This is a genomic window from Loktanella sp. SALINAS62, assembly GCF_018263905.1.
Taxonomy (GTDB): Bacteria; Pseudomonadota; Alphaproteobacteria; order Rhodobacterales; family Rhodobacteraceae; genus Loktanella.
Genome location: NZ_JAAFZU010000023.1, coordinates 1 through 24,815 on the forward strand (window position 1 = coordinate 1; position 24,815 = coordinate 24,815).

The 24,815-nt window shown below is 59.4% G+C and carries 30 protein-coding genes; 10 read left to right on the forward strand and 20 right to left on the reverse strand.

Annotated features, from left to right (window positions below):
* Window positions 1-87: GTP-binding protein (locus GZH79_RS07490; protein ID WP_211643483.1), on the reverse strand; the 87-nt coding region annotated here is incomplete at its 3' end.
* A gap of 138 nt (window positions 88-225) precedes the next feature.
* Complete coding sequence (locus GZH79_RS07495) at window positions 226-2,568, reverse strand: DNA topoisomerase IV subunit A (RefSeq protein ID WP_211643168.1); 2,343 nt, start codon at window positions 2,566-2,568, stop codon at window positions 226-228.
* 154 nt (window positions 2,569-2,722) lie between these two features.
* Between GZH79_RS07495 and GZH79_RS07500 the strand changes: the two genes are divergently transcribed.
* The 6 genes from GZH79_RS07500 (at window position 2,723) to GZH79_RS07525 (ending at window position 6,784) form a co-directional block, all read left to right on the forward strand.
* A complete protein-coding gene (locus tag GZH79_RS07500) occupies window positions 2,723-3,271 on the forward strand; it encodes an SH3 domain-containing protein (protein WP_211643169.1) in 549 nt (182 codons plus the stop codon).
* Between the two features lie 39 nt (window positions 3,272-3,310).
* Window positions 3,311-4,135 (forward strand): SDR family NAD(P)-dependent oxidoreductase, encoded by an 825-nt coding sequence (locus GZH79_RS07505; RefSeq protein ID WP_211643170.1) that lies wholly within the window; start codon window positions 3,311-3,313, stop codon window positions 4,133-4,135.
* Between the two features lie 57 nt (window positions 4,136-4,192).
* Window positions 4,193-4,396 (forward strand): twin transmembrane helix small protein, encoded by a 204-nt coding sequence (locus GZH79_RS07510; RefSeq protein ID WP_211643171.1) that lies wholly within the window; start codon window positions 4,193-4,195, stop codon window positions 4,394-4,396.
* A 3-nt stretch (window positions 4,397-4,399) separates the two neighbouring features.
* Window positions 4,400-4,972 carry a cob(I)yrinic acid a,c-diamide adenosyltransferase gene (locus GZH79_RS07515; protein WP_211643172.1) on the forward strand — a complete coding sequence of 191 codons (573 nt, stop codon included), beginning with the start codon at window positions 4,400-4,402 and terminating at the stop codon, window positions 4,970-4,972.
* Window positions 4,973-5,099: 127 nt separating this feature from the next.
* On the forward strand, window positions 5,100-5,858 hold the full coding sequence (locus GZH79_RS07520; RefSeq protein ID WP_211643173.1) for an electron transfer flavoprotein subunit beta/FixA family protein: 759 nt from the start codon (window positions 5,100-5,102) through the stop codon (window positions 5,856-5,858).
* Window positions 5,858-6,784: an FAD-binding protein gene (locus GZH79_RS07525; RefSeq protein WP_211643174.1), complete on the forward strand. Its 927-nt coding sequence runs from the start codon at window positions 5,858-5,860 to the stop codon at window positions 6,782-6,784. The genes GZH79_RS07520 and GZH79_RS07525 overlap by 1 nt, the downstream gene beginning before the upstream one ends.
* 65 nt (window positions 6,785-6,849) lie before the next feature.
* On the opposite strand, the gene GZH79_RS07530 is transcribed toward GZH79_RS07525, so the two are convergent.
* Window positions 6,850-7,698, reverse strand: coding sequence for a DUF6473 family protein (locus GZH79_RS07530; RefSeq protein WP_211643175.1), 849 nt, complete (start codon window positions 7,696-7,698; stop codon window positions 6,850-6,852).
* 138 nt (window positions 7,699-7,836) lie between these two features.
* Between GZH79_RS07530 and GZH79_RS07535 the strand changes: the two genes are divergently transcribed.
* Window positions 7,837-8,712 (forward strand): 3-hydroxybutyryl-CoA dehydrogenase, encoded by an 876-nt coding sequence (locus GZH79_RS07535; RefSeq protein WP_211643176.1) that lies wholly within the window; start codon window positions 7,837-7,839, stop codon window positions 8,710-8,712.
* Here the strand turns inward: GZH79_RS07535 and GZH79_RS07540 are convergent.
* The 7 genes from GZH79_RS07540 to GZH79_RS07570 are packed head-to-tail and all read right to left on the reverse strand — an operon-like array spanning window position 8,679 to window position 14,005.
* Window positions 8,679-9,587 (reverse strand): lysophospholipid acyltransferase family protein, encoded by a 909-nt coding sequence (locus tag GZH79_RS07540; RefSeq protein WP_211643177.1) that lies wholly within the window; start codon window positions 9,585-9,587, stop codon window positions 8,679-8,681. The genes GZH79_RS07535 and GZH79_RS07540 overlap by 34 nt on opposite strands.
* A complete protein-coding gene (locus tag GZH79_RS07545; RefSeq protein ID WP_211643178.1) occupies window positions 9,562-9,831 on the reverse strand; it encodes an HPr family phosphocarrier protein in 270 nt (89 codons plus the stop codon). Before GZH79_RS07545 ends, GZH79_RS07540 begins: the two co-directional genes overlap by 26 nt.
* A gap of 1 nt (window position 9,832) precedes the next feature.
* Entirely contained in the window at window positions 9,833-10,225 is a 393-nt protein-coding gene (locus GZH79_RS07550) for a PTS fructose transporter subunit IIA (RefSeq protein ID WP_211643179.1), read from the reverse strand.
* A gap of 2 nt (window positions 10,226-10,227) precedes the next feature.
* A complete protein-coding gene (gene rapZ, locus GZH79_RS07555; protein ID WP_211643180.1) occupies window positions 10,228-11,145 on the reverse strand; it encodes an RNase adapter RapZ in 918 nt (305 codons plus the stop codon).
* Window positions 11,138-11,557, reverse strand: a complete 420-nt coding sequence (locus GZH79_RS07560; protein WP_211643181.1) for an HPr kinase/phosphatase C-terminal domain-containing protein — start codon at window positions 11,555-11,557, stop codon at window positions 11,138-11,140. Before GZH79_RS07560 ends, rapZ begins: the two co-directional genes overlap by 8 nt.
* 29 nt (window positions 11,558-11,586) lie before the next feature.
* Window positions 11,587-13,299 (reverse strand): sensor histidine kinase, encoded by a 1,713-nt coding sequence (locus tag GZH79_RS07565; protein ID WP_211643182.1) that lies wholly within the window; start codon window positions 13,297-13,299, stop codon window positions 11,587-11,589.
* 4 nt (window positions 13,300-13,303) lie between these two features.
* Window positions 13,304-14,005 carry a response regulator transcription factor gene (locus tag GZH79_RS07570; protein WP_211643183.1) on the reverse strand — a complete coding sequence of 234 codons (702 nt, stop codon included), beginning with the start codon at window positions 14,003-14,005 and terminating at the stop codon, window positions 13,304-13,306.
* Window positions 14,006-14,295: 290 nt separating this feature from the next.
* On the opposite strand from GZH79_RS07570, the gene GZH79_RS07575 reads away from it, so the two are divergent.
* Window positions 14,296-15,894 (forward strand): phosphoenolpyruvate carboxykinase, encoded by a 1,599-nt coding sequence (locus tag GZH79_RS07575; RefSeq protein WP_211643184.1) that lies wholly within the window; start codon window positions 14,296-14,298, stop codon window positions 15,892-15,894.
* Between the two features lie 38 nt (window positions 15,895-15,932).
* On the forward strand, window positions 15,933-16,466 hold the full coding sequence (locus GZH79_RS07580) for a DUF3859 domain-containing protein (protein ID WP_211643185.1): 534 nt from the start codon (window positions 15,933-15,935) through the stop codon (window positions 16,464-16,466).
* A 2-nt stretch (window positions 16,467-16,468) separates the two neighbouring features.
* On the opposite strand, the gene GZH79_RS07585 is transcribed toward GZH79_RS07580, so the two are convergent.
* Complete coding sequence (locus GZH79_RS07585) at window positions 16,469-17,239, reverse strand: sulfite exporter TauE/SafE family protein (protein WP_211643186.1); 771 nt, start codon at window positions 17,237-17,239, stop codon at window positions 16,469-16,471.
* A gap of 147 nt (window positions 17,240-17,386) precedes the next feature.
* On the opposite strand from GZH79_RS07585, the gene GZH79_RS07590 reads away from it, so the two are divergent.
* Complete coding sequence (locus tag GZH79_RS07590) at window positions 17,387-19,072, forward strand: acyl-CoA dehydrogenase family protein (protein WP_211643187.1); 1,686 nt, start codon at window positions 17,387-17,389, stop codon at window positions 19,070-19,072.
* On the opposite strand, the gene GZH79_RS07595 is transcribed toward GZH79_RS07590, so the two are convergent.
* The 9 genes from GZH79_RS07595 to GZH79_RS07635 all read right to left on the reverse strand — a co-directional run bounded on the left by GZH79_RS07595 (window position 19,073) and on the right by GZH79_RS07635 (window position 24,810).
* Window positions 19,073-19,567, reverse strand: a complete 495-nt coding sequence (locus GZH79_RS07595; RefSeq protein ID WP_211643188.1) for a YetF domain-containing protein — start codon at window positions 19,565-19,567, stop codon at window positions 19,073-19,075. It abuts the gene before it with no gap.
* A gap of 64 nt (window positions 19,568-19,631) precedes the next feature.
* The gene (gene recO, locus GZH79_RS07600; RefSeq protein ID WP_211643189.1) at window positions 19,632-20,369 is read right to left on the reverse strand and encodes a DNA repair protein RecO; all 738 of its coding nucleotides are present in this window, start codon (window positions 20,367-20,369) and stop codon (window positions 19,632-19,634) included.
* Window positions 20,370-20,379: 10 nt separating this feature from the next.
* Window positions 20,380-20,706, reverse strand: a complete 327-nt coding sequence (locus GZH79_RS07605) for a DUF1491 family protein (protein ID WP_211643190.1) — start codon at window positions 20,704-20,706, stop codon at window positions 20,380-20,382.
* A 3-nt stretch (window positions 20,707-20,709) separates the two neighbouring features.
* Window positions 20,710-21,624 carry a GTPase Era gene (gene era, locus GZH79_RS07610; protein WP_211643191.1) on the reverse strand — a complete coding sequence of 305 codons (915 nt, stop codon included), beginning with the start codon at window positions 21,622-21,624 and terminating at the stop codon, window positions 20,710-20,712.
* Window positions 21,621-22,301 carry a ribonuclease III gene (gene rnc, locus GZH79_RS07615; RefSeq protein ID WP_211643192.1) on the reverse strand — a complete coding sequence of 227 codons (681 nt, stop codon included), beginning with the start codon at window positions 22,299-22,301 and terminating at the stop codon, window positions 21,621-21,623. Before rnc ends, era begins: the two co-directional genes overlap by 4 nt.
* Complete coding sequence (gene lepB / locus GZH79_RS07620) at window positions 22,298-23,134, reverse strand: signal peptidase I (protein WP_211643193.1); 837 nt, start codon at window positions 23,132-23,134, stop codon at window positions 22,298-22,300. The genes rnc and lepB overlap by 4 nt, the downstream gene beginning before the upstream one ends.
* Window positions 23,135-23,189: 55 nt before the next feature.
* A complete protein-coding gene (acpS, locus tag GZH79_RS07625; protein WP_211643194.1) occupies window positions 23,190-23,606 on the reverse strand; it encodes a holo-ACP synthase in 417 nt (138 codons plus the stop codon).
* Window positions 23,603-24,070 (reverse strand): nucleoside deaminase, encoded by a 468-nt coding sequence (locus tag GZH79_RS07630; protein ID WP_211643195.1) that lies wholly within the window; start codon window positions 24,068-24,070, stop codon window positions 23,603-23,605. Before GZH79_RS07630 ends, acpS begins: the two co-directional genes overlap by 4 nt.
* Window positions 24,067-24,810 (reverse strand): pyridoxine 5'-phosphate synthase, encoded by a 744-nt coding sequence (locus tag GZH79_RS07635; RefSeq protein ID WP_211643196.1) that lies wholly within the window; start codon window positions 24,808-24,810, stop codon window positions 24,067-24,069. The genes GZH79_RS07630 and GZH79_RS07635 overlap by 4 nt, the downstream gene beginning before the upstream one ends.
* Window positions 24,811-24,815 lie beyond the last annotated feature (5 nt).

Consider the following 24,815-nt stretch of genomic DNA (forward strand, 5'->3'; position numbering starts at 1 on the left):
CGTCAGCGTCGTCTTGCCATGGTCAACGTGGCCGATCGTGCCGATGTTAACGTGCGGTTTGTTACGTTCGAACTTTGCCTTAGCCATGCCGGGCACCCTTTGATTTGCGGGGCCGCACGCGGCCCGTTTTGAACATCGCGGGCGATGTATTGTGGATCGCAGTGGAAATCAAGCATATGATTTACGAACCGGTCCCCCCAAGGGAACGCGAACGAGAACCGGGCATCAGTCGAACCTGTTGGATTTCGGGAAACCGTGCGGGGCACGTTTTCCGACGGACCCGCGCGCGGCTTTCCAGTCGGACATGTCTTCTTGGGTCCGGGTTTTTCCGCCGCCCATCGTCCAAGACAAGCCAGCGTTCCAGTCAAAGGTTGTTACGTCACCAAGCCCGCCGTCCAGTTCCAGCGTGCCCTGTTTGCCAAAGACGCGTTTGTATTTTTGCAGGCGGACACCCTTGCCACGTCCCATTTCAGGAAGCTCGTCCACCGGAAACACCAGGAAACGGCCATTTTCGGACACGACTGCGACCGTGTCGCCCTGCACACGGCGAATGACCTTTGCGGCACCTTCTTTGACGTTCAGCACCTGTTTACCGGCGCGCGTCTGGGCGATCACATCGTCTTCGGGCACGATAAAACCGTCGCCTTCGGTCGAGGCGACCAGTAATTTGCCGCCCGGACGATAGGTCAGAATGTCGACGATCGCAGCTTCGTTGGGCAGGTCGATCATCAGACGCAGCGGTTCGCCCATACCGCGCCCGCCGGGCAACTGGCTGGCTTGCAAGGTATAGATGCGCCCCAGTGAGCCGAACACCAGCAAACGGTCGGTCGTTTCTGCGTGGAACGCGAAACGCGGCCCGTCGCCATCCTTGAATTTCAGATCCCGGTCCAGCGGAACGTGACCGGTCAGCGCCCTGATCCAGCCCATCTGCGAACACACCACGGTGATCGGTTCGCGGGCGATCATGGCTTCCAGCGGGACGTCGGCGACCTCTCCGGCTTCACCGAATGTGGTGCGGCGCGCGCCGCCGGGGCTGTCCTTGCCGAATTGCTTGCGGGTATCGCGCAGTTGTTCGGCGATGCGTTTCCATTGCAAGCCTTCGTCGTCCAGCAGATCCTCTATCCCGGCGCGTTCTTCCATCAGGGCATTGCGTTCGGCGATCAGTTCCAGTTCTTCGAGACGGCGCAACGACCGCAGCCGCATGTTCAGGATGGCTTCGGCCTGCACTTCGGACAGGCTGATTTCGGGATCGGCCCCATCAACCAAAGGCGAGACGTAATCCTTTTCCGACATTGCGCGGGTGTGGTCCTGCGCCCAGTCTTCGACCATCAGGGCACGTTTAGGATCGTCGTCATAGCGGATGATGTCGATCACGCGGTCCAGATTGAGAAAGGCGATGATAAAGCCTTCGAGCACTTCCAGGCGGTGGTCGATCTTGGCCAAGCGGTGCCGCGAGCGGCGCAACAGCACGTCCTGGCGGTGATCAAGGAAGGCGCGCAGCACTTCCTTCACGCTACACACCTTGGGTGTCAGCCCGTCGATCAGCACGTTCATGTTCAGGCTGAACCGCGTTTCCAGATCGGAATTGCGAAACAGCATGCCCATCAGCATGTCGGGATCGACCGTTTTTGCACGGGGTTCCAGCACGATCCGCACGTCTTCGGCGGATTCGTCGCGCACATCGGCCAGCAGCGGCACCTTTTTCGTCTGGATCACCTCTGCCAGCTTTTCAATCAGCTTTGATTTCTGCACCTGATAGGGGATTTCAGTGACGACGATCTGCCACTGGCCACGGCCCAGATCCTCGATCTCGTGGCGGGCACGCAGGCGGATCGATCCGCGCCCGGTCCGATAGGCATTGGCGATATTTTCAGGCGATTCGACGATCACGCCGCCGGTCGGGAAATCCGGGCCGGGGATATATTGCAGCAGGGTGTCGTCGCCCGCGTTTGGCGATTTGATCAGATGCAGGCAGGCGTCGATCAATTCATGCAGATTGTGCGGCGGAATGTTCGTGGCCATGCCGACGGCGATACCCGACGACCCATTCGCCAAAAGGTTCGGAAAGGCTGCCGGAAAGACCACGGGCTCTTCCAGCGTACCGTCGTAGTTCGGGCGATAATCGACCGCGTTTTCGGCCAGCCCTTCCATCAGCGCCTCTGCCGCGGCGGTCATCCGCGCCTCGGTATACCGCGCGGCGGCGGGGTTATCGCCGTCGATGTTGCCGAAATTGCCCTGTCCGTCCACCAACGGATAGCGGACGTTGAAATCCTGCGCGAGACGCGCCATCGCGTCATAGATCGCAGCATCGCCATGCGGGTGATAGTTGCCCATCACGTCGCCGGAAATCTTGGCCGATTTGCGGAACCCGCCCGTTGCGGACAGACGCAGTTCGCGCATCGCATACAGGATGCGGCGGTGCACGGGTTTCAGCCCGTCACGCGCATCGGGCAGCGCCCGGTTCATGATCGTCGACAGCGCATAGGTCAGATAGCGGTCACCGATGGCGGTCCGCAGGGTTTCCACAGCGTCGTTGGGGCCTAATGTGTCGTCGGGCTGATCAGTCATGCGCATCGTCTAGCGAACCGCTTGCGGTGCGTAAAGGCAACGCAGCACCGCGACGGCATCGTTTAATCGCGACTCGGAACATAGAATCACGATACGGCGTTATAGCCGCATCTGCCGCACCGCTGGCAGCACTCACGAAACAGGGGATGTTTTTATGGGCAAGTTCATTATCGGAACGTTCGCGATTCTTGCTTGGGCGTTCTATGAAATGTCGGGCGGTGCGGATTTTGTGCCGCAGGAACGGATGGCCGCCGCGACGCCGGACGTGACAGAACCCGTGGCGGTGGCGCCGGAACCGACGACGACGCGGGCCGATACAGGGACACTTTCAGATGTCGCAGCAGAGCCGGCCCCGCCCCAGGTTCAAGACGTCGCCGCATTGCCAGACGTCGAACCTGTGCCAGCGCCACAGACCGCCGGCAGTGCAACCGATGTGATCGGCATCGACAACACGCCCGTTTTCGCATCGCTGTCCGGTGCTGACAATGCGGCGCTGGCCCCCACCAACCCATTCCGCGAGGTCGCGGCACGCGCTGTGAACATGCGCAACGGGCCCAGCACGTCGTTTGATGTGATTGACACACTGCCGCAGGGTACGCAGGCCGAAATCATGGACAGCGACGGCACCGGCTGGGTGCGCGTGTTCATTCCGGGCACAGGCCAGACCGGCTGGATGGCTGAACGGTTGTTGTCAGACGAATGACCGTCTTGCGTTGACACAAGGTGCGCGGCATCACGTGGCATGACGCAGAAAAACATTTTGATCACCGGCTGTTCATCAGGCATCGGCTACGATGCGGCGCACGGCCTGCGTGATGCGGGCTGGCGCGTCTTTGCGTCCTGCCGCAAACAGGCCGACTGCGACCGGATGCACGCGCTTGGGTTCGACTCTCCGCGCATTGATTATGCTGACCCGCACACAATCCGCGATGGACTGGCAGAGGTGTTGCTGGCCACGGGTGGGACGCTGGACGCGCTTTACAACAATGGCGCCTTTGCCTGCCCTGGCGCGGTCGAAGACCTGCCGCGCGGTGGATTGGAATCCATCTTTCAGACCAACCTTTTTGGCGTGCATGACCTGACGGTGCAGGTCATCCCCGTCATGCGGGCGCAGGGCCATGGCCGCATCGTGAATTGTTCGTCCGTGCTGGGGCTGGTCGGTTACAAATGGCGCGGCGCCTATGTGGCAACCAAATTCGCGCTTGAAGGATTGACCGACGTGTTGCGCATGGAAATGGCCGACACCGGGATAAAGGTCATCTTGCTGGAACCGGGCCCCATCGCCAGCCGTATCCGTGAAAATGCGATCCCGCATTTCGAACGCTGGTTCGATACCGAAAATTCGGCCCGGCGCGATCAGTATGACGACCTGAAAAAGCGGTTGTACAAAGGCGGCGACGATAAATTCCAGCTACCCGCCAGCGCCGTGACAGCGAAACTGCGGCGGGCACTGGAACACCCGCGCCCCAAGCCGCGCTATTACATCACGACGCCGACATATCTGGCCGGTGCGATGCGCCGCGTGCTGTCAACACGTCTGCTGGATGCGGTGATTTCGCGCGGTTAAGCCGCTGGCCTTTGCTGTCGGTGCTGTTATGTCCATCCCCCAACGATAGGAGCAGCCATGGCCAGTGATCCCCTTTTCATCATCGTCGCCCTGTCTTGTCTGATTGTGCTGGGCATCCTTATTCTGGGTGTCGGCGCATTTGGTAAGGGCGGCGAATTCAACAAACGCAACGCGAACAGGATCATGCGCTGGCGGATCGGTGCACAGTTTGTCGCCGTGCTGCTGATCTTGCTGTTCGTCTTTATACGTGGAGGCATCTGACCCATGGTCGTACTGAACAAGATTTACACCCGCACCGGCGACGGCGGCGACACCGCACTTGGCAACGGCACGCGCGTTGCGAAATATGACGACAGGGTCAACGCCTACGGCACCGTGGACGAGGTCAACGCCACCGTCGGACTGGCACGCCTGCATGCCGACGGAGAGATGAATGGCCAACTCGCCATGATCCAGAACGACCTGTTCGATCTGGGCGCGGACCTGTGCCGCCCCGACATGGCATCTGACGCCGATGCGGAATATCCGCCACTGCGGATGACCGATGCGCAGGTGGCACGACTGGAATCCGAAATCGACGCCATGACCCAAGCCGTCGAACCGCTGCGCAGTTTCGTGTTGCCGGGCGGATCAGCCTTGTCAGCACATCTGCATCTGTGCCGCACTGTCAGTCGCCGGGCTGAACGGCTGTGCGTGGCGCTGGCAGCGTCCGATGACGTGAACCCGGCGGCGACAAAGTATCTGAACCGTCTGTCGGACTGGTTCTTTCAGGCCAGCCGGATCGCCAACGACGATGGCCGTGCCGATGTGCTGTGGGTGCCCGGCGCAAACCGCTGAGCACGGCCTGCCCAGCTGTTCGCAACGTCGCGTCCTCTGGGGTGAAACGCCGCTTTTGTCCTATTGTAATTTGCCGACCGTCGTTATTTCAAAGGCAAGACTATGAAAACCATGGGAGTGATCCGCGATGAAGGTGCTGGTACCGGTCAAACGCGTCATCGACTATAACGTGAAGGTCCGCGTCAAAGCGGACGGTTCGGGTGTCGATCTGGCCAACGTAAAAATGTCGATGAATCCATTCGACGAAATCGCCGTCGAAGAGGCGATTCGCCTGCGCGAAGCGGGCAAGGTCGAAGAAGTGATCGCCGTGTCCATCGGCGTCAAGCAGTGTCAGGAAACACTGCGCACCGCGCTCGCCATGGGGGCCGACCGCGCGATTCTTGTGGTGGCGACCGACGATGTTCACAACGACATCGAACCACTGTCCGTTGCAAAGATCCTCAAGGCGATCGTGGACGAAGAACAGCCCGGTCTGGTGATGTGTGGCAAACAGGCGATCGATAACGACATGAACGCCACGGGCCAAATGCTGGCGGCCCTTCTGGGATGGTCACAGGCGACGTTCGCATCCAAGGTCGATATCGACGGTGAACATGCGACGGTCACACGTGAAGTTGATGGCGGCTTGCAGACCATCAAGGTCAAGATGCCCACCATCGTGACTGTTGATCTGCGTCTGAACGAACCACGTTACGCATCGCTGCCGAACATCATGAAGGCGAAGAAAAAGCCGTTGGATGAAAAGACGCCCGCTGACTACGGTGTCGATGTCACCCCGCGCCTGAATATCATCAAGACAACTGAACCCGCGGAACGTGCCGCCGGGATCATCGTGAAATCGGTCGACGAACTTGTCGAGAAACTCAAAGAAGCGGGGGCTGTGTAATGGCTGTTCTTCTGATTGGCGAAGTCACTGATGGTGCATTGAACGTAGATGCGACATCCAAAGCCGTGTCCGCCGTCGCATCGCTGGGCGACGTGACGGTATTGTGCGCGGGCGCATCCGCCGCCGACGCCGCAGCCGAAGCCGCCAAGATCGACGGCGTCGCGCGTGTGCTTTGCGCCGAAGACGCGGCACTGGGTCACCGTCTGGCTGAGCCGACCGCCGACCTGATCGTCAAGTTGGCAGGTGATTATTCGCATATCGCAGCACCGGGCACGACGGATTCCAAAAACGTGATGCCGCGCGTTGCGGCGCTGCTTGATACGCAGATCCTGTCAGAAGTTACCGGCGTCATCGATGCCGATACCTTTGAGCGTCCGATTTATGCCGGTAACGCGGTGCAAACGGTCAAATCGTCCGACAGCATCAAGGTGATGACGATCCGCACAGCAGGCTTTGACGCCGCCGCGATGACCGGATCGGCCAGCGTCGAAAACATCGACGCCGCAGGTAACCCCGGTCTGTCCGAATGGATCGAGGACAAGGTCGCCGAAAGCGACCGCCCCGAACTGACCAGTGCCGGGATCGTCGTGTCCGGCGGTCGTGGTATCGGGTCCGAAGAAGATTTCGCCATGATCGAAAAACTGGCCGATAAGCTGGGTGCCGCCGTTGGCGCCAGCCGGGCCGCCGTCGATTCGGGTTACGCACCGAACGATTGGCAGGTCGGCCAGACGGGTAAGGTCGTGGCACCTGATCTGTATGTTGCCGTTGGTATTTCCGGTGCGATCCAGCATCTTGCCGGCATGAAGGACAGCAAGATCATCGTCGCCATCAACAAAGACGAAGAAGCCCCGATCTTTCAGGTGGCCGATTACGGTCTGGTCGCTGACCTGTTCACAGCCCTGCCAGAGTTGACCGAAAAACTTTGAATTCGGCCCAACACGATTCACGGCAATGGGGGCGCACCTGCGATGGTGCGCCCCTTTATGTGGCGTCAGGTGACGGGTGGTAACAGCGGGCGCAGCGCGGACAAAAGTGCGTCTGTCGCTTCTTTGTGAGAGGCAAGGCCCAGCATTTCAGATGCCGCCTGTCGCTGATGACTGGAAAAGAACATACCGTGGGTTCCCCGATTGCGCGCGGCCAGCGATGGCCGAACGACGACGACATCACGGACCAGTGGCCGCAGGTTGTCGATCATCGCGGCAGAAATGAACAGTGGATCAGCGGCCAGCCCCGCATCGCGCTGATCCCATGGCGTGTTGTCCAGCCGTTCGGACGAAAACCACAGCAGAACGGCATTCGGCCCGATCTGCCCCAACATATTCCGCATCCGCGCAACCCATGCGTCCCGCAATTCCGATACGACGATGTCGAAACGCGCAGGGGATTTTTCAAACAGCGAGCCCAGCATATGCCGCGTAAAGGTGAAATCCGAAAAGTCGACTTCCGGAAAGACAGCCTGCATCACGCTAGACGCGCGCAAGAACCGGTCATTGCGGCGCGGATGAACAGAGTAAAATCGGTTCGACAGAAAATTCGCCCCCATTACCTGCACCACGGTCATCTGCGCCTGCGCGCAGGCCTTCATGATCGTGGGGTCGTTGATAAAGGCATCGACCCCGCCGTTGACGCTGCCAAAATTGACGCAAACACGCCCCAAGGCGCGTTCAAGTCGTGCTGGAAACGGTTGATCGATAAATTTACCGTAGGTCGCCGTGCCACCGACACAGGCGACATAGGCGCCATCAAGCGATTTTTTCGGACCCCGGAAGTACTGCCGTGACATCCCGTAGCGGCACGGGCTGTAGTGCAGATCCAGCGCGTCGAATTGTTCCTGTTTCATTTGTGACGCCCTGACTAGCGGAAAACACCCTCGCCACTTTCGGTCATAGGCGTTGCCAAAACCCTAAGGTCCGCCATGCTCTCTTGAAGGCCGCGCGGCGCACGGCCTATGGTGGGCGAAACCAGCAGGGGTAAGGTCATGTCAATCGAACAGGTCGGAATCGTGGGTGCCGGGCAGATGGGCAATGGCATCGCGCATGTCTTTGCCGTCGCCGGTTACGACGTGTTGTTGACCGATGTCAGCGAAGACGCGTTGACCCGCGCAATCGCCGTGATCGACAAGAACCTGATGCGGCAGGTGAGCCGCGACATGATTTCAGAAGCGGACAAGAACGCCGCCATGAAACGCATTTCCACGACGCCGACGTTGACCAACCTTGGCCGCGCGGACCTGATCATCGAAGCCGCGACAGAACGTGAAACAATCAAGCAAGCAATTTTCGAAGATCTGATCCCACACCTGAAACCCGACACGATCCTGACGTCGAACACGTCTTCTATTTCGATAACGCGTCTTGCGAGCCGCACGGATCGTCCGGAGAAATTCATGGGTTTCCATTTCATGAACCCTGTCCCGATCATGCAGCTTGTCGAATTGATCCGGGGAATCGCCACGGATCAGGAAACCTTTGCCGCATGCGAAAGCGTGGTTGAACGATTGGGCAAAACCTCGACCGCGTCAGAGGATTTTCCAGCTTTCATCGTGAACCGCATCCTGATGCCGATGATCAACGAAGCGATCTATACGCTGTACGAAGGCGTGGGATCGGTGCAGTCGATAGACACATCGCTGAAACTGGGGGCCAACCACCCCATGGGCCCCCTGGAACTGGCCGATTTCATCGGTTTGGACACCTGCCTTGCAATCATGAATGTCCTGCACGACGGGCTTGCCGATACGAAATACCGTCCCTGCCCCCTTTTGACAAAATACGTCGAAGCCGGATGGCTGGGTCGCAAGACACAGCGCGGTTTCTACGATTACCGCGGCGACGTGCCGGTGCCGACCCGCTGACCAAGCGCCAAGGTCTGCGCCCGCAACCACGCCATCAGCGCGCGTGGATTGTCCATTTTGTCAGCGAGGTCCGCATTCGCAATAGCCTGCCCGATCACCGGAGAGATCACGCTGTTTCGGGTGCGCGCCACCTCGTGCAACAGCAGGCTTTGCCGCAACAGTGGCGAAATGCGATTTGCAATCATATAGGCACGCGAATTCGCACCCGGAAAAAAGCACGGCACGACCGCTGCACCCGACACCCGGATCATCTTGGCCGTGAACACGTTCCATTCGGATTCGACAGCCGGGCCAAACATTGTGTCGGATGTGGCAACCACCCCTGACGGAAAAAGCGCCACCATGCCGCCATCGGCCAAATGTGCCATCGCGGCACGGCGCATGTCGATCATTCGGGCCTGTGCATCGGGCTGGTCCGGGAATGGCACGGGGATCATGTAGCGACCGGCCTCAGGATCAAGCGACGTCAGCAGCGACCGCGTCAGGATACGATAATCAGGGCGTCGCCGCCCAATCAGGTCCGCCAGAACCATCCCGTCAACCATGCCGTGCGGATGATTGGCGACCAAAACCACCGGGCCGGTTTTCGGAATTCGGGCGATCTGCGCTGCGGGCGTCCCGACAGTGATGCCCTGCACGTTTAGCGTTTCCGACCAGAACGCCTGTCCGGTTGCGCGGCCTTTGCGTTCGTAAGCCCGCACCATGCGCAGGATCGTCGCCTTGCCGGTCATCCATTCGACAGACCGAATGAAAGCCTGCCGCGCCGGGCTATCGAACGATGTCGCATAGCTAAGCGCCCGGCGATCATAGACGACAGGTGCTTTACCGCGAAGCCGGTCCTGCGGGATATCAGTCACCTTCGCCGAACTTGTCATCGACCAGTGCCGCAATCGCATCCAACAGGCGCTCGGCCTCTGGTCCGCTGGTCTCGACTTCGATCCAGCTACCGATCGTGGCGGCCAGCATCAGAAGGCCCATGATGCTGTCGCCGCCTGCATTCAGCCCGTCCTTGCGGACCACGGCCGACGCGTCGTGGTTTTCAACGACCTCGACCAGCTTTGCAGAGGCACGGGCGTGAAGCCCTTTGATATTGGTAATCTCAAGTCGCCTGCTTGGCATATCAGCTTGGTCCCACGCTTAACGCGTTGATATAACGATGTGCCGCTTCGATTGCGGCGCTTACCGCTTCGGGCACGGATTTCTGACGCGATTTCGCCAGTTTGATCAGCATCGGCAGGTTCGCACCGTAAATGATCTGACGGTTCACTTTGCTACAGGCCCGCAGTGACAGATTGCTGGGCGATCCGCCGAACATGTCGGTCACAATCACCACGCCGTTGCCTGTATCGACAGAATCGGCTGCCTGACAGATTTCCTGTTGCTTGGCGACGCGGTCGTCTTCGGCACCGATGGTCACGGCAACCATCCCGTCCTGAACACCGACAACGTGTTCGACAGCCGAAAGGTACTCTTTCGACAAGTTGCCATGTGCGACGATCACGATTCCGATCAAGCTTACGGTCCCTGATTTGCCCCGGCGTCCACGTGGGCGCGGCGCTCTAATTCTCGGTGGCGAATAGACACGGGCCAGCCTGTTTTCGCAAGGGATGCCGCAAGCCTTTCGGCCATGACCACGGACCTGTGTTGCCCGCCGGTGCAGCCAAAGCCGATAGCCAGATGCGCGCGGCCTTCGTCCTTGTGCGCTGGCAGCAGCAATTCGACAAGGCTGTTCACCCGATCAAAGAACGGCTGGGCACGCGGGTCGGCGTCGATATAGACGCCAACACCAGGATCGCGGCCATCCAGCGGGCGCAGCACCGGGTCCCAGTGCGGATTGCGCAGAAATCGGCAGTCCAACACCATATCCAACCCGCGCGGCAGCCCCCGTTTATAGGAAAATGAATGCACCGAAACGCCCAGCACTTTACCGTCATTGGGGGCGAAATGATGTTCAATTTCCGCACGCAATTCGTGCGGGCTAAGCGTTGTGGTATCGATCAAAAGGTCTGCGCGTGCGCGGATCGGACCCAATAGACGTTTTTCTGCAGTGATCCCGGCAAGCGGCGGCCCAGCAGGTGCCATCGGGTGATTGCGACGGGTTTCCGAATAGCGGCGCTGCAAGATGTCATCGCTTGCATCCAGATACAGCACCTGACCCGCGTCGCCCCGGTCGGTTGTCAGCCGATCAATCGCCCCGATCAGTGCATCCACGCTGAAATCACGGTTGCGCACATCCAGAACCAGCGCCAACGGAACGGCCGTTTTGCGGTCCAGCAACGTCGGCAACAATGACAGCGGCAGGTTGTCGATCACCTCGAACCCGATGTCTTCCAGGGCATTAATCGTCGTGGATCGCCCCGCACCAGATGGCCCGGTCACCAACAATGTTTCGATACCGCGTTCGGTGCGGCGCGCAGGGGCTGGATCAGGCATGTCGACCGCCTTGCAGAAGAAGCATTAACGAGCTTGCAAACCCTACGCCGTCACTGCGGTAGATCAAGGGGATCGGCAAGCCCATGAGGGTATAATGCCGAACTGGCGGCAGGCGATCCGGTTCTGCTGTTTCCATATCCACGATGTAGGCCACGGGGGTCGGCTGTGCTACAACAGCGGTCAGGATACCGATCCCCCGCGCCTCGATCAGGCCGGACAACGTATCCGGGCAGGATGCTGTCAAAACACCGCCCCGCTTTGACAAAATGGTGCGGTCATCGGCAACAAGCATGGCGCCAAGCGCCATCAGTTGCAGTGCAAGCGCAGATTTCCCGCTGCCCGATGGCCCGATTATCAAAATCGCGCGCCCGTGCGCTGCGACGCAACTGGCGTGAACAATGTCGTCAGCCATCCGCGTTCAGCGACACAATGTCGCGCGCATTAGATCGGCAAACCAACGACGAAACGTGCGCCAAGTGGTTCGGACGTGATGTCCGCCTCTGTCGGGCGGATGTTTTCGGCCCAGATGACACCGTTGTGCGCTTCGACGATTTGCTTGCTGATTGCCAGCCCCAGACCAGAGTTGTTCCCGAACTGACCTGCGGGCCGTTCAGAATAGAACCGGGTGAATATCTTTTTAAGGGCGTTGTCGGGAATACCGGGGCCCGTGTCTTCGACCACGACGAGCACGCGATTTTCACGGCGTCGCACCCAAACCCGGATCGCGTCACCGTCTTCGCAGAACGAAATCGCATTTGTGATCAGGTTGACAAAAACCTGCGCAAGCCTGCCTTCCAGACCCTGCACCATGATCGGTTGATCCGGCAGGTCTGAGATATAATCAACCTTCTTGTCAGCCGCTTCTTTGGCTAAAAATTCGTTAAGGTTGCCCAGCATCTTCAAAAGATTGAACGATTCTTCTTCTTCTTTGACCAGTTCTGCATCCAGACGTGACGCACCGGCAATGTCGCTGACCAGACGGTCAAGTCGGTTCACGTCATGTTCGATCACCTGCAGTAGCGTTTCACGCTGATCTTCGCGTTTGGCCACACGCATGGTGCCCACGGCAGACCGCAGCGACGCCAGCGGATTTTTTATTTCATGCGCAACATCTGCGGCGAATTGTTCGTTGCCTTCGATCCGTTCGTACAGTGCCTGAACCATGCCCCGCAGGGCGCCGGACAGACGCCCGATTTCGTCAGGCCGTGCCGTCAGGTCCGGAATTCGGATCCGTGTCGGTGCCATCTTGCGTGCGTTCTTGTCGCGTCCCAGTTCAGCAGCGGCAGCCAGATCGGCCAGTGGATTTGCGATCGTGGACGCCAGCACAAGGCTAACGGGAATGCTGATCAGGATACTGACAATGAACAACCGCAGGACCTGTTCGCGTTCGTTCCGTACCAACGCGTCCAGTTCGCCGGGCGCGCTGGACACGGATACGACGCCGACCGCCAGTCCGTTATGTTCAACAGGTGTCACGACCAGGAAATTGGTCCCAGCTGCCGCCTGAAGCGTCCGGACATCGGTCCCATTTTGCATGACGTTTGCGATATCGTTCGCACTAAGCGTCTGGTCTGGTTCGGGCGCTGTGGGCGGCGCAAACATGCGGTGCACCTTACCCCAGATACCGCTGAACAGATCAATGATGGCGGTTCCACCTTCAACCGATCCAGCGGTCGAGTCGCCGGCGGTTTGGCCCACAATCACGCCGCTGGCGCTGTAGACGTTCACTTCGATGCCGCCCCGCAGGTCAAGTTCCGCCAGCGTGCGGGCCACATCAATACCGTCACCGCTGACCAGATCGACGGGGGCAGATGACGGCATACGTGCTTCCAGCACGTCTGCGATCAATTCTGCTTCGTTCAGCAGGCCGCTGGCGCGTTGCAGCGCCAGATTATCCCGCGACGGATTAAGATATAGAACACCCGCGACCAACAGGATCATCGCCAGCAGATTGAACGTGATGATCTTTCGCGCGATCGGCGAATGCCGCAGGTTCAGCAGATGCCGACCCCTGCGACGGGCCAGCATTTCCCGTTCCGTGATGGACTGCGGCGCAACCCAGTCGTCACCCAGCAACAACCGGGGTTGCTGGGTCGCCGCATGCCGCACCGAATTCAGGTCGCGTACATCAATATGGCCAGCCGCATCCGTCATGGGATCAGTCTTCGTTATAGCGATAACCGATGCCGTAGAGCGTTTCGATCGCCGAAAACGCATCGTCTGCCATACGCATCTTTTTACGCAAGCGCTTGATGTGGCTGTCGATGGTACGGTCGTCCACATAGACCTGATCGTCGTAGGCCACATCCATCAACTGATCGCGGGATTTCACGAAACCCGGACGCTGCGCAAGCGCCTGAAGCAGCAAGAATTCAGTGACAGTCAGGGATACGTCCTGACCTTTCCATTTCACGGCATGACGCAGCGGGTCCATGGTCAGTTCGCCGCGAACCATGACCTTGTTTTCTTCGGTATCTTCCATGACTTCGCCGCCAATCGCGTCTTGACGGCGGAGCAGCGCTCGGATGCGTTCGACAAGCAGGCGCTGGCTGAATGGCTTCTTGACGTAATCGTCGGCGCCCATCCGCAGACCAAGCACTTCGTCGATTTCATCATCCTTGGACGTCAGAAAAATGACGGGCATGGATGTTTTCTGCCGCAGACGCTGTAGCAAATCCATGCCATCCATGCGCGGCATCTTGATGTCCAGAACGGCCATATCGGGCATGCTGCGGTTGAACGCATCAAGGGCAGATTGCCCATCGTTATAGGTTTCAACCTCGAAACCTTCGGCTTCGAGAGTCATGGACACGGACGTCAGGATATTCCTGTCGTCGTCCACCAGTGCGATTTTGGACATGGGTTATTCCCCTACTGCTCTATGTTATTATTGCCTGATTTTTTAGAAATCATTCTCTTGCTTCGCATATCGAATCAACCCCCACTAGCGAATCGGAATTAGAGTGTGCCTTATTTGCGCCCCTAACCCACAAGGAATGGTTTACAGGGCAACAATCGTACGCCCGACCCTGCCCTGATTGCGTTAACATGCGTTTGATTGCGCTAACGAGGCCCGCATGGGCTAGGCGGCCCGGAACCGGTGGTGATAGTTGGGCGTAGCCATATCAGGCAGTCAGAGGAGACGTCGCAATGGACCATGGCACGGTCAACCCCAGGATGAAGCTTGAAGATCAAGGCATCAGCGGACTGGCAGCGGTCTATTATAATGACGATGCCGACGCCCTGCACAGTGCCGCCGTAAAGCGGAACGAAGGCATCACCGGCAAGGGCGGCACCTTTCTGGTGACCACGGGCAAACACACGGGACGGTCCCCAAAGGACAAGTTCGTGGTTCGCACACCGGACGTCGAAGACACGATCTGGTGGGACAATAATCCGCCGATGGACCCTGCGCATTTCGACGTTCTGTATGACGACATGGTCGCGCATATGGCCGATGGCACAGCTTTTGTGCAGGACCTGTTCGGCGGTGCCGATCCAGATCACCGCCTGGATGTGCGTGTCGTCACGGAACTGGCATGGCACGGCCTGTTCATCCGGCACCTGTTGCGCAGGCCCGATGCGGCAGAGCTGGACAGCTTTGCCCCCGATTTCACGATTATCAACTGCCCCAGCTTCAAGGCTGATCCGGCACGGCACGGCTGCCGCAGCGATACTGTGATCGCGCTGAACTTTACCAAAAAGCTGGTCCTGATCGGCGGCACCGAATACGCCGGTGAAAACAAGAAATCGGTCTTTACCCTGCTGAACTACATGCTGCCCGAAAAAGGCATCATGCCGATGCATTGCTCGGCCAACCACGCAACCGGCAATCCCGTCGATACCGCCGTGTTCTTTGGTTTGTCCGGCACAGGCAAAACGACACTATCAGCCGACCCGACGCGTACGCTGATCGGTGACGACGAACACGGCTGGTCGGATCGCGGCGTGTTCAATTTCGAAGGTGGATGCTACGCCAAGACCATCGGTCTGGACCCCAAGGCAGAGCCAGAGATTTATGCGACCTGCGCCATGCCCAATACCGTCATTGAAAACATGGTCCATGATCCCGACACACTGGAACTGGATTTCAACGACGACAGTCTGACCGCGAATATGCGCTGTGCCTACCCGTTGCATTACATCCCGAATGCATCCGATACCGCATTGGGCGGGCACCCCAAGAACATCATCATGCTGACCTGCGATGCTTTCGGCGTGCTGCCACCGATCTCTCGACTGACGCCCGCGCAGGCGATGTATCATTTCCTGTCGGGCTTCACGTCCAAGGTAGCGGGTACGGAACGCGGCGTGACCGAACCGGAACCCACGTTTTCCACCTGTTTCGGCGCGCCATTCATGCCACGCCGGCCAGAAGCGTACGGTGCCCTGTTGCGCGACAAGATCGCCAGCCATGGTGCAACCTGCTGGCTGGTGAATACCGGCTGGACAGGCGGCGCCTATGGCACCGGTTCGCGGATGCCGATCAAGGCGACCCGCGCGTTGCTGTCCGCAGCACTGGACGGGACGTTGATCGACAGCAGCTTTCGCAAGGATTCCAACTTTGGTTTCGACGTGCCGATGTCCGCCGACGGTGTGGACAGCACCCTGCTTGATCCGCGCCGCACGTGGTCCGACCCGGCAGCTTACGACGCGCAGGCCAAGAAGCTGGTCGAGATGTTTTCGGACAATTTCGCCAAATACGTCCCTTACATCGACGATGATGTGAAGGCCGCAGCCATCGGCTAACGGGTGACGCGACAGACGATTTGCGATAAGGGTCAGGCATGCGTCTGACCCTTTTGCTTTTGCTGATATTTGCGACACCCTTGGCCGCGCAATCGCCGGACAAGACCAGCCCACGGCTGTCCTATCTTGAAACAGGCGTGATTTGCCCGCCGCCATCCACGGGTCAAGCACCGGCCCCCGGCACGGTGGCAGGCACAACCCATCTGATCGACGTGGAACCGCCGTTCATATCCAACGCAAGGCGCGTTCCGGCAGTTCTGGGGATCGGTTTCGGGGCCAAGGCCATGACATCCGACATGTTCGGCCTGTCCGACGTGAAGATCACCGTGAGCCACCCGCCGATGGGCCCGGACAAGACGGTGCAACAGACATTTCTGTCGCGTATCGACGCGGTCGAACCATCGCTGACGTTTTACCAGTTCGATTTCGACTATGAACTGGTGCAGGGGATCTGGCAGATCGAAGCGTCACAGGACGGTGACATCCTGTATCGCACCACGTTCGAGGTTGTCGCCCCCGAAGCGATGCCGGAGCTTGCACGCATCTGCGGGTTCGAAAACCTGTTATCCTGACGTCAGCCCATCAGCCCGCGGCGGACCAAATTGGCACCGGCCACGACCAAAACCAGCAGCGTCATCCGTCTGAACCGGTCTTGATCGAACCGGTCACCCAGCTTGAAACCCAACCACATCCCCATTAGCGCAGGCAGAACCAGCAGCGCGGACAGTTTCCAAGTCTGGGCGTTCAGAATGCCTGACTGCAAATGACCCAGCAGCAACATCACCGAACCTGACCCATAAATGACGCCCTGCACCGCCATCTGTCGGGCCCGCGGGGTATCCAGCGCCAGCAGATACAGAACTGTCGGCGGCCCCCAGGTGCCCGCCAGCCCGCCCAGCGTCCCGGCAAGAAATCCAGCGCCCCATTCGAACATTCGTCGAAAACGCGGCGCAATGCGGGGTCGCCACCCCAAAAGCTGGATCAAACACAACGCCACAACCGGGACGCCCAGTATCACGAACATCGCATCGGTTGGGATAAGCGTCAGGAATTGCGCGGAAATCAGGATCATGACGCAGACCACCAGCACATAGCGCCAATGTTCTTTGATCGCTTCGCCTGCTGGCACCAATCCGGCATGCAGTACCTGCCAGAAATTACTAACAACGATCGGAAAGATGATCCCCGCCACCACCAACTTGGGGTCAATCAATATTCCCATGCCGGAAATCATGATCAGCGGCATGGCAAAGCCGACAGCACCCTTCACAAAGCCACCCAGAAACGTGACCCCACACGCAAACATGATCACGCCAAGCGGCAAAAATTCGGCTAATGTACTCATGCGCGCACATTGCGCCACGACTGTCGCAGGCACCAGCGGGAATCGGATGCGACATAATCGTACGCAATAAATTTATATTACGCATCAATATTGCGCTGCGGATGCAAAGTCGTTACTGCTGCAACTGCACAAAAGACGGAGTCGACCATGCCGCACGATGGACAAGCCCTTACATATGCCGCCGCCCCTGTGCTGGCTGATCTTGTGAACACCACAGAACAGGCGCTGACAGCCGTGGACAGCATTCTGGCGAAAGCAAAGGCTGCGGTCAGTGACGCCGTCACGCAAGACGGGCGGGTATCGTCCAAGCTGATCGAAGCACAACAAACAGCGACGCATGGCCTTGCATGGCTTGCGACATATGCACAAGCGCTGCACCAAATGCAGGATTGGGCCGAACGTCTATCAGCCGACGGCCAGTTCAACACAGTCGAACAGCTGATCCACCAGATCGCATTCGGGGAATATCTGTCGCAGATCGCCGGCGGAATCCAGATGAACCAGACAGAGGTGGTGCGTCTGTCCGATTTTGGACTGTCGACCGATGACGCCGCAGACTTTGCAACCGATCCCGTGCAGCAGCTTATGCGCCACGGCAATACGCAGTCGGCCCGCACTGCGCTTGCGCTTGAAATGCAGGAACGCAGCGCTGATCTGACCGTGGGTAGGGCAGGTCTGGATGAAGAACTGGAGATGATCCGTGACCAGTTCCGACGTTTCAGCCGGGAACGGGTTGAACCCCATGCGCACGACTGGCACCTGAACGATGACCTGATCCCGATGGAAATCATCGACGAGATGGCGGAAATGGGTGTCTTTGGCCTGACAATCCCGGAAAATCTGGGTGGCTTCGGCCTGTCGAAATCCGCCATGTGCGTTGTGTCCGAAGAATTGTCGCGCGGCTACATCGGCGTCGGATCATTGGGGACACGGTCTGAAATCGCGGCAGAATTGATCCTGTGCGGCGGCACGGACGAACAGAAATCGAAATGGCTGCCGGGGCTGGCCAGCGGGGAAATCCTGCCGACCGCCGTGTTTACCGAACCCAACACCGGCTCGGACCTGGGTGCGCTGCGGACGCGTGCCGTGCGCGATGGTGACGACTGGCAAATCACCGGCAATAAAACCTGGATCACCCACGCCGCCCGCACCCAAGTGATGACCATACTCGCACGGACCGAACCCGAATCCGACGATTACCGCGGCCTGTCGATGTTTCTGGCGGAAAAGACACCCGGAACAGACGCGCACCCCTTTCCCGACGACGGAATCACCGGCGGAGAGATCGAGGTGCTGGGCTATCGCGGGATGAAAGAATACGAACTGGCGTTTGACGGTTTCAAGGTAAGCGGTGAAAACCTGCTGGGCGGCGAAACGGGGCGGGGCTTCAAACAACTGATGCAGACCTTTGAATCGGCCCGCATCCAGACCGCTGCGCGCGCCATCGGCGTCGCCCAGTCCGCATTGGACGAAGGCCTGAAATATGCGCAGGACCGCAAACAGTTCGGCAAAGCGCTGATCGATTTTCCGCGTGTATCAGGCAAGCTCGCGATGATGGCGGTCGAAATCATGGTGGCGCGGCAGTTGACCTATTTCAGCGCCCGCGAAAAAGACGCCGATCGTCGCTGCGATCTGGAGGCCGGGATGGCGAAACTGCTGGGTGCACGTGTCGCTTGGGCCTGTGCGGATAACGCGTTGCAAATTCACGGTGGGAATGGCTTTGCACTGGAATACAAGATCAGCCGTATCCTGTGCGACGCACGCATCCTGAACATCTTTGAAGGGGCCGCCGAAATTCAGGCGCAGGTCATCGCGCGACGACTGCTGGATTGATCAGGCTTTCGACTGAACGCCCTGCAAAAGCGTCTGATCCAGCTTGTCGCCATGCAGGACGCTGACATCGCCCGTTTGTTCAAAGATTACGGCCCGCACCTTTGACAGGTCCAGCGCGTTCGCTTCGCGCAGTTTTCCGATGACATCCGCCTTGGTCATATTGGCCTTGCGGATGTTGTCCATCAGGAATTGACCGTCGCGCATGATCAGCAGGGGCGCGTTGTCGATCAGGTCAGCCACCTGTGTCGTGCCTGTACGTAATCGTGCGATGCCGATCTGCACGACGAACAGCCCCACCAGCGCCGCCACCCCATGCAGCAACGGGGTCGATGGTGACATGACGGTGGACGCCAGTATCGATCCCGTGGCCAGTGTGATGACAAAATCAAACGACGACATCTTGGAAAAGGATCGCAAGCCCGCAAGCCGTGTCAGAACAATCACGAACGGCACCATGATGACGCAGCGCAGCAGGATATTGATGAAATCGGCCATGACGTGTCCCCGTCGGTTTCGATCCCAACATCGGGGCGACCCCAACAGTTCCGCCACCCCCTTGTCAGTTGATCCGTGCGTCGCGTCGCAGGACATCCAGCAGCCGGTCCCGGGCCGGTGGCAGGGAGGCATTGCCAAGCGATTGTAACAGCCGATGCGCGATGAAATAGCCGGTTGTCGACAGCGCGATCAGGATCTGGTCATCCGTGGCGTCCCCCTGCCCCGCCAGCACCGGCGGCAAGGGCAGCAACCGGTCGATCCATTCGCCCGCCGCCTGACGGCTGACGGCCCTGCCCGTGCGCGGGGACACGAACGCCAGATCTTCGTTCGTGCCGCGCACCGCGCAAGCGCTCAGATCAAGGCCGAACCCCATTTCCGTCAGTAGCGCCTGTTCCCAGCGTAGATAGGCCAGCGGCCAGACTTCGGACTGGCCCAAAAGGTCCAGCAACTGCGCGGTGCGATCATACAGTGGTCGGTGCGGTTCGCGTTCGGGCAACACCCGAGCCAACAGCGCACAGACAGCATTCAGCCCGGCCAGCGACAGACGGTCCGACATGGCGGCGATGGTGCGGCTGCGAACCGGTTCGACGGTAAAAGCCCCCAGATGTTCACCAAGCCGGGCCTTCCATGCCACGGACAGTTGCGCGCCGGGTTGCAGGATCGGGGCGATCTTGCGACTGACCCCACCCCGCACGACGCCCGCGTGCCGCCCCATGTCGGGGGTAAACACCTCGATGATGGCCGATGTTTCCCCGAACGGGCGGACGGCCAAAAGGATGCCTTCGTCACGCCAATCGATCATCGGCCTGCCCCTATTCCAATCCGGGTGCGTCCAGCATGTGTCGCCCCTGCCGGTCCTCGACTTCTATGACCCACAGGTCGGCATCGAAACCGCGCTGGCGCGCAATGGACGCGTCGATATCCAGTTCGGGACCCGATGCGAGCGTGACCCAGATCCTGTCGCCTGTCGCCAGATCGAAACTGCGCTGGAACGCCTGTGCCTGTCCATCCAACGTGTTAAGCTTTACCAGAACAGCGCCCGCCGTCGCGTCCCCCCGTGCCACCACGAAAGCCGGAATATCAGCCACGCGCAGTCGCGCCAGATACGCCGCGACCCAAAAGTCGGCGGTCAGGCGCATCGGTCAGGCATCGCCGTCTTTGAAATCAAGGCCCATTTCGGAATAGCGTTCCTTGTCTTCCAGCCAGTTGGCCCGGACCTTGACCTGCAAGAACAGGTGGACCTTGCGCCCCAGCAGTTCTTCGATCTCGACGCGGGCCGCCTGACCCACCGCCTTGATCGTTTCGCCCTTGTTGCCCAGCACGATCCCCTTGTGGCCGTCGCGGATAACATAGACCAACTGGTCGATCTTGGCGGAACCGTCTTTGCGTTCTTCCCAGTTTTCGGTTTCGACCGTCAACTGATAGGGCAATTCCTGATGCAGGCGCAGCGTCAGCTTTTCGCGGGTGATTTCGGCTGCGATGTTGCGCAGCGGCGCGTCGGCAATCTGATCGTCGGGATACAGCCAAGGCCCAGCCGGAACCTGCGTTGCCAACCAGTCACGCAGCGCGTCGCAGCCATGCCCGCGTTCGGCAGAAATCATGAAGGTTTCGGCAAAATCATAGGCCGCGTTCATTTTGGCGGTCAGTTCCAGCAAGGTTTCCGATTTTACCCGGTCGATCTTGTTGATGGCCAATGCCACGCGCGCCTTGCCGACCCGTTCCGCCAGCACATCCAGAATCGCCTGCACACCGGGGGTCAAACCACGGTTCGCTTCGATCAACAGGACGACGACATCCGCATCGCCCGCGCCCGACCACGCGGCAGCAACCATCGCGCGGTCCAACCTGCGACGTGGCGCAAACAGGCCGGGCGTGTCAACGAACACCAGCTGCGATTGACCAGCCTGCATGACACCGCGAATACGTGCGCGTGTCGTCTGCACCTTATGCGTGACGATGCTGACTTTCGCCCCCACCATGCGGTTCAGAAGGGTGGATTTTCCGGCATTCGGTTCACCGATCAGGGCGACGAATCCGGCGCGCGTGTCTTCGGTCATGGGGATACCTTTTCCAGCAATGCGGCGGCTGCCGCTTGTTCTGCTTGTCGTTTTGCACGGGCCGTGGCGCGGGCGGTTTCGCCGTTAGCCAGCCGCGCCTCTATCGTGAAATCGGGCTGATGATCGGGGCCGGAACGGGCAACTTCTGTATAGACGGGGGGCGGTTCGCCGCGGGCCTGCGCCCATTCTTGCAATGCAGATTTAGCGTCGCGTGCATCCTTGGCCACCGTGGTGACGCGCGCACCCCACAGGGCCAGAACGGTGTCGCGTGCGGTTTCGAACCCGGCGTCCAGATAGACGGCGGCAATCACGGCCTCCATCGCGTCCGCCAGCAACGCATCCTTGCGGCGGCCACCGGATTTCATTTCGGACCGACCCAGTTTCATCACTTCGCCCAGATCAATCTGGCGTGCAACTTCGGCGCATGTTTCACGGCGCACCAGCGCGTTGTAGCGCGGCGCGAGCGTGCCTTCGGCAGCACCCGGATCAGCCGTAAGAAGTGCTTCGGCGATGGTCAGGCCCAGCACACGGTCGCCCAGAAATTCAAGCCGCTGGTTGTCGTCACGGTGCGGACTGGCCATCGATGGATGCGTCACCGCCCGCAAAAGATGCCGCACATCGGCAAAGCTGTGCCCCAATCGTCGCTGGAACGCTTCAAGTTGGGCTGAAACCTTCACTCGATCGCCTTGAAGAAGCGGTCGCTGCGCCATGTCCAAAACGCCAGCATCGACCGCCCCGCCGAAGAAAAGATCACCCGGTCTGCACGGCCGACGATATCCTTGCGCGGGACGAAACCGACGCCGCCAGCGGTCTGGGCCACACGGCTGTCGGTGGAATTATCGCGGTTGTCACCGACAAAAAAGAAATGGTCAGCCGGCACGGTAAAGACACCCGTGTTGTCCAATGACCTGTTGCCGATGTTCAGGATATCGTGGCTGACGCCATTCGGCAGCGTTTCAACGAAACGTTGCTTGATACATTCTGCACCATCACCGACCGCGCCGTTGAAACACTGTGGCCGCTGACCGCCTGACCCCTGCGGTTCCATCCGTTCGGAAAAGATACCGTCTTCTGTCTGCGGGGCCGGTTCGTCATTGATAATCAGTTGGCCATCACGCATCTGGATGCGGTCACCGGGCATACCCACGACACGTTTGATGAAATCGCGTCCAGTGACCGGGTGCCGGAACACCACGACATCGCCGCGTTCAGGATCGGACCCGAACAGCCGTTCGTCCGCGTCTTCGAACATGCCGCAGAAATCATCGGCACCGATGTCGATACCAAGCGCCGGTATCAGGATAGAGGGACATGACGCGTAAGAGTAGCCGTATGCCATCTTGTTCACGAACAGAAAGTCACCGATTAGCAGCGTGTCTTTCATCGAACCGGACGGAATCCAGAACGGTTGAAAGAACAGGGTGCGGAAAACGCCAGCGATCAACAGCGCGTAGACAATCGTCTTGACGGTTTCGACCACGCCCGCGACGACGCCAGTTTTTTCGGCCATGTAATCTATCCCGTCCTTATTATGAACGGCTAAATGATCCTCCGGTCCCGATCTGTCAAGCCAATGGGTCTGCGGGGATCGGACGCGCTTCGATAAGAACGAAAGCCTGTGCCCAGGGGTGATCGTCGGTCAGGGTGACGTGAATGATCGCCTCGTGTCCAGACGGGGTCATCTGGTCCAATCGGTCCTTGGCCCAGCCGGTAACCTGCATGACTGGCTGACCGGTATGCAGATTGCTGACAGCCATGTCTTTCCATGCAATTCCCATGCGCAAACCAGTGCCCAGCGCTTTTGAACACGCCTCTTTGGCGGCCCAGCGCTTTGCATATGTGCCGGGGGTGTCGCGACGGCGCTCTGCCTTTGCCTGTTCGATGTCCGTAAACACCCGGTTGCGAAACCTGTCGCCAAACCGGTCCAATGTGCCTGCGATCCGGTCGATTTTCGCAAGATCTGTGCCAATTCCCAGGATCAAGATTGATCCTCCGGCGCATAAATGACGTGAAGCCGCTCTTCCTCGACTCCACCCAGATACGTAAACGCACCGTCGCAAGCAGCATGGAAATCCGCGATCCCCAGCTTGGGAAAGCGGAAAAAAGATGCGTCACTATTGGCTTGTTGGGCACCAAAGATAACCCGGTCAATTTCCGCCCAACGCATCGCGGACAAACACATTTCGCAAGGCTGGCAAGACGCAAGCAGGGTGCAACCCTTCAGGCTGCGGTCACCCAGCACGTCGGCGGCGCGGGCCATTGCGACCACCTCGGCATGGCGGGAAACATCGTTGGTGTCACCGACTTCGTTCCGGGCCGTCGCGATGACTTGGCCGTCCCGCACAACCGCAGCGGTGAATACGATATCGTGACCTTTGGCATGCAGCGCCAGCGCGTGATCGGCGACGTCGCGCATCGCGGCGCGTTCTGTGTCGGTCGGTGTCATGGCCGGGCCGCGTCCATCGCGGCGCGCATTTTGCGAATGGCCCCGTCGAGCCCAAGAAAGATCGATTCACCGATCAGGAAGTGACCGATATTCAATTCACGCACATGCGGCAGGGCGGCAATGGGCCCGACACTGTCATACGTCAGACCGTGGCCCACATGAATTTCCAGCCCCAGCGAATGGCCATAGGCCGCCATATCGACAAGACGTCCCTGTTCGACATCGCGATCAGCCCAGCGCCCTTCGGCCCAGGCATCAGCATAGGCCCCAGCGTGCAATTCGATCACGGGTGCGCCGATACGGTGGGCTGCTTCGACCTGATCACGGTCGGGGGTGACAAACAGCGAAATGCGGCACCCCGCGTCGCGCAAAGGGGCGATGTAATCGGCCAGTTCGTGTGCCTGACGGGCCACGTCCAATCCGCCTTCGGTGGTGCGTTCTTCGCGTTTCTCAGGAACAAGGCAAACCGCATGGGGCGTCGTGCGCAGGGCCAGATCACGCATTTCAGCGGTCGCCGCCATTTCAAAGTTCAGCGGGATCGACAGCTTCTCCTTTAGCGCGGCCATGTCTGCATCGCGGATATGGCGGCGGTCTTCGCGCAGGTGTGCGGTGATACCGTCAGCCCCGGCCTCTTGGGCCAGCAAGGCCGCGCGCAGCGGATCGGGATTGTCACCGCCCCGCGCGTTCCGCACGGTCGCCACGTGATCGATGTTCACGCCCAGTCGCAGCTTGTCTGTCATTGGCC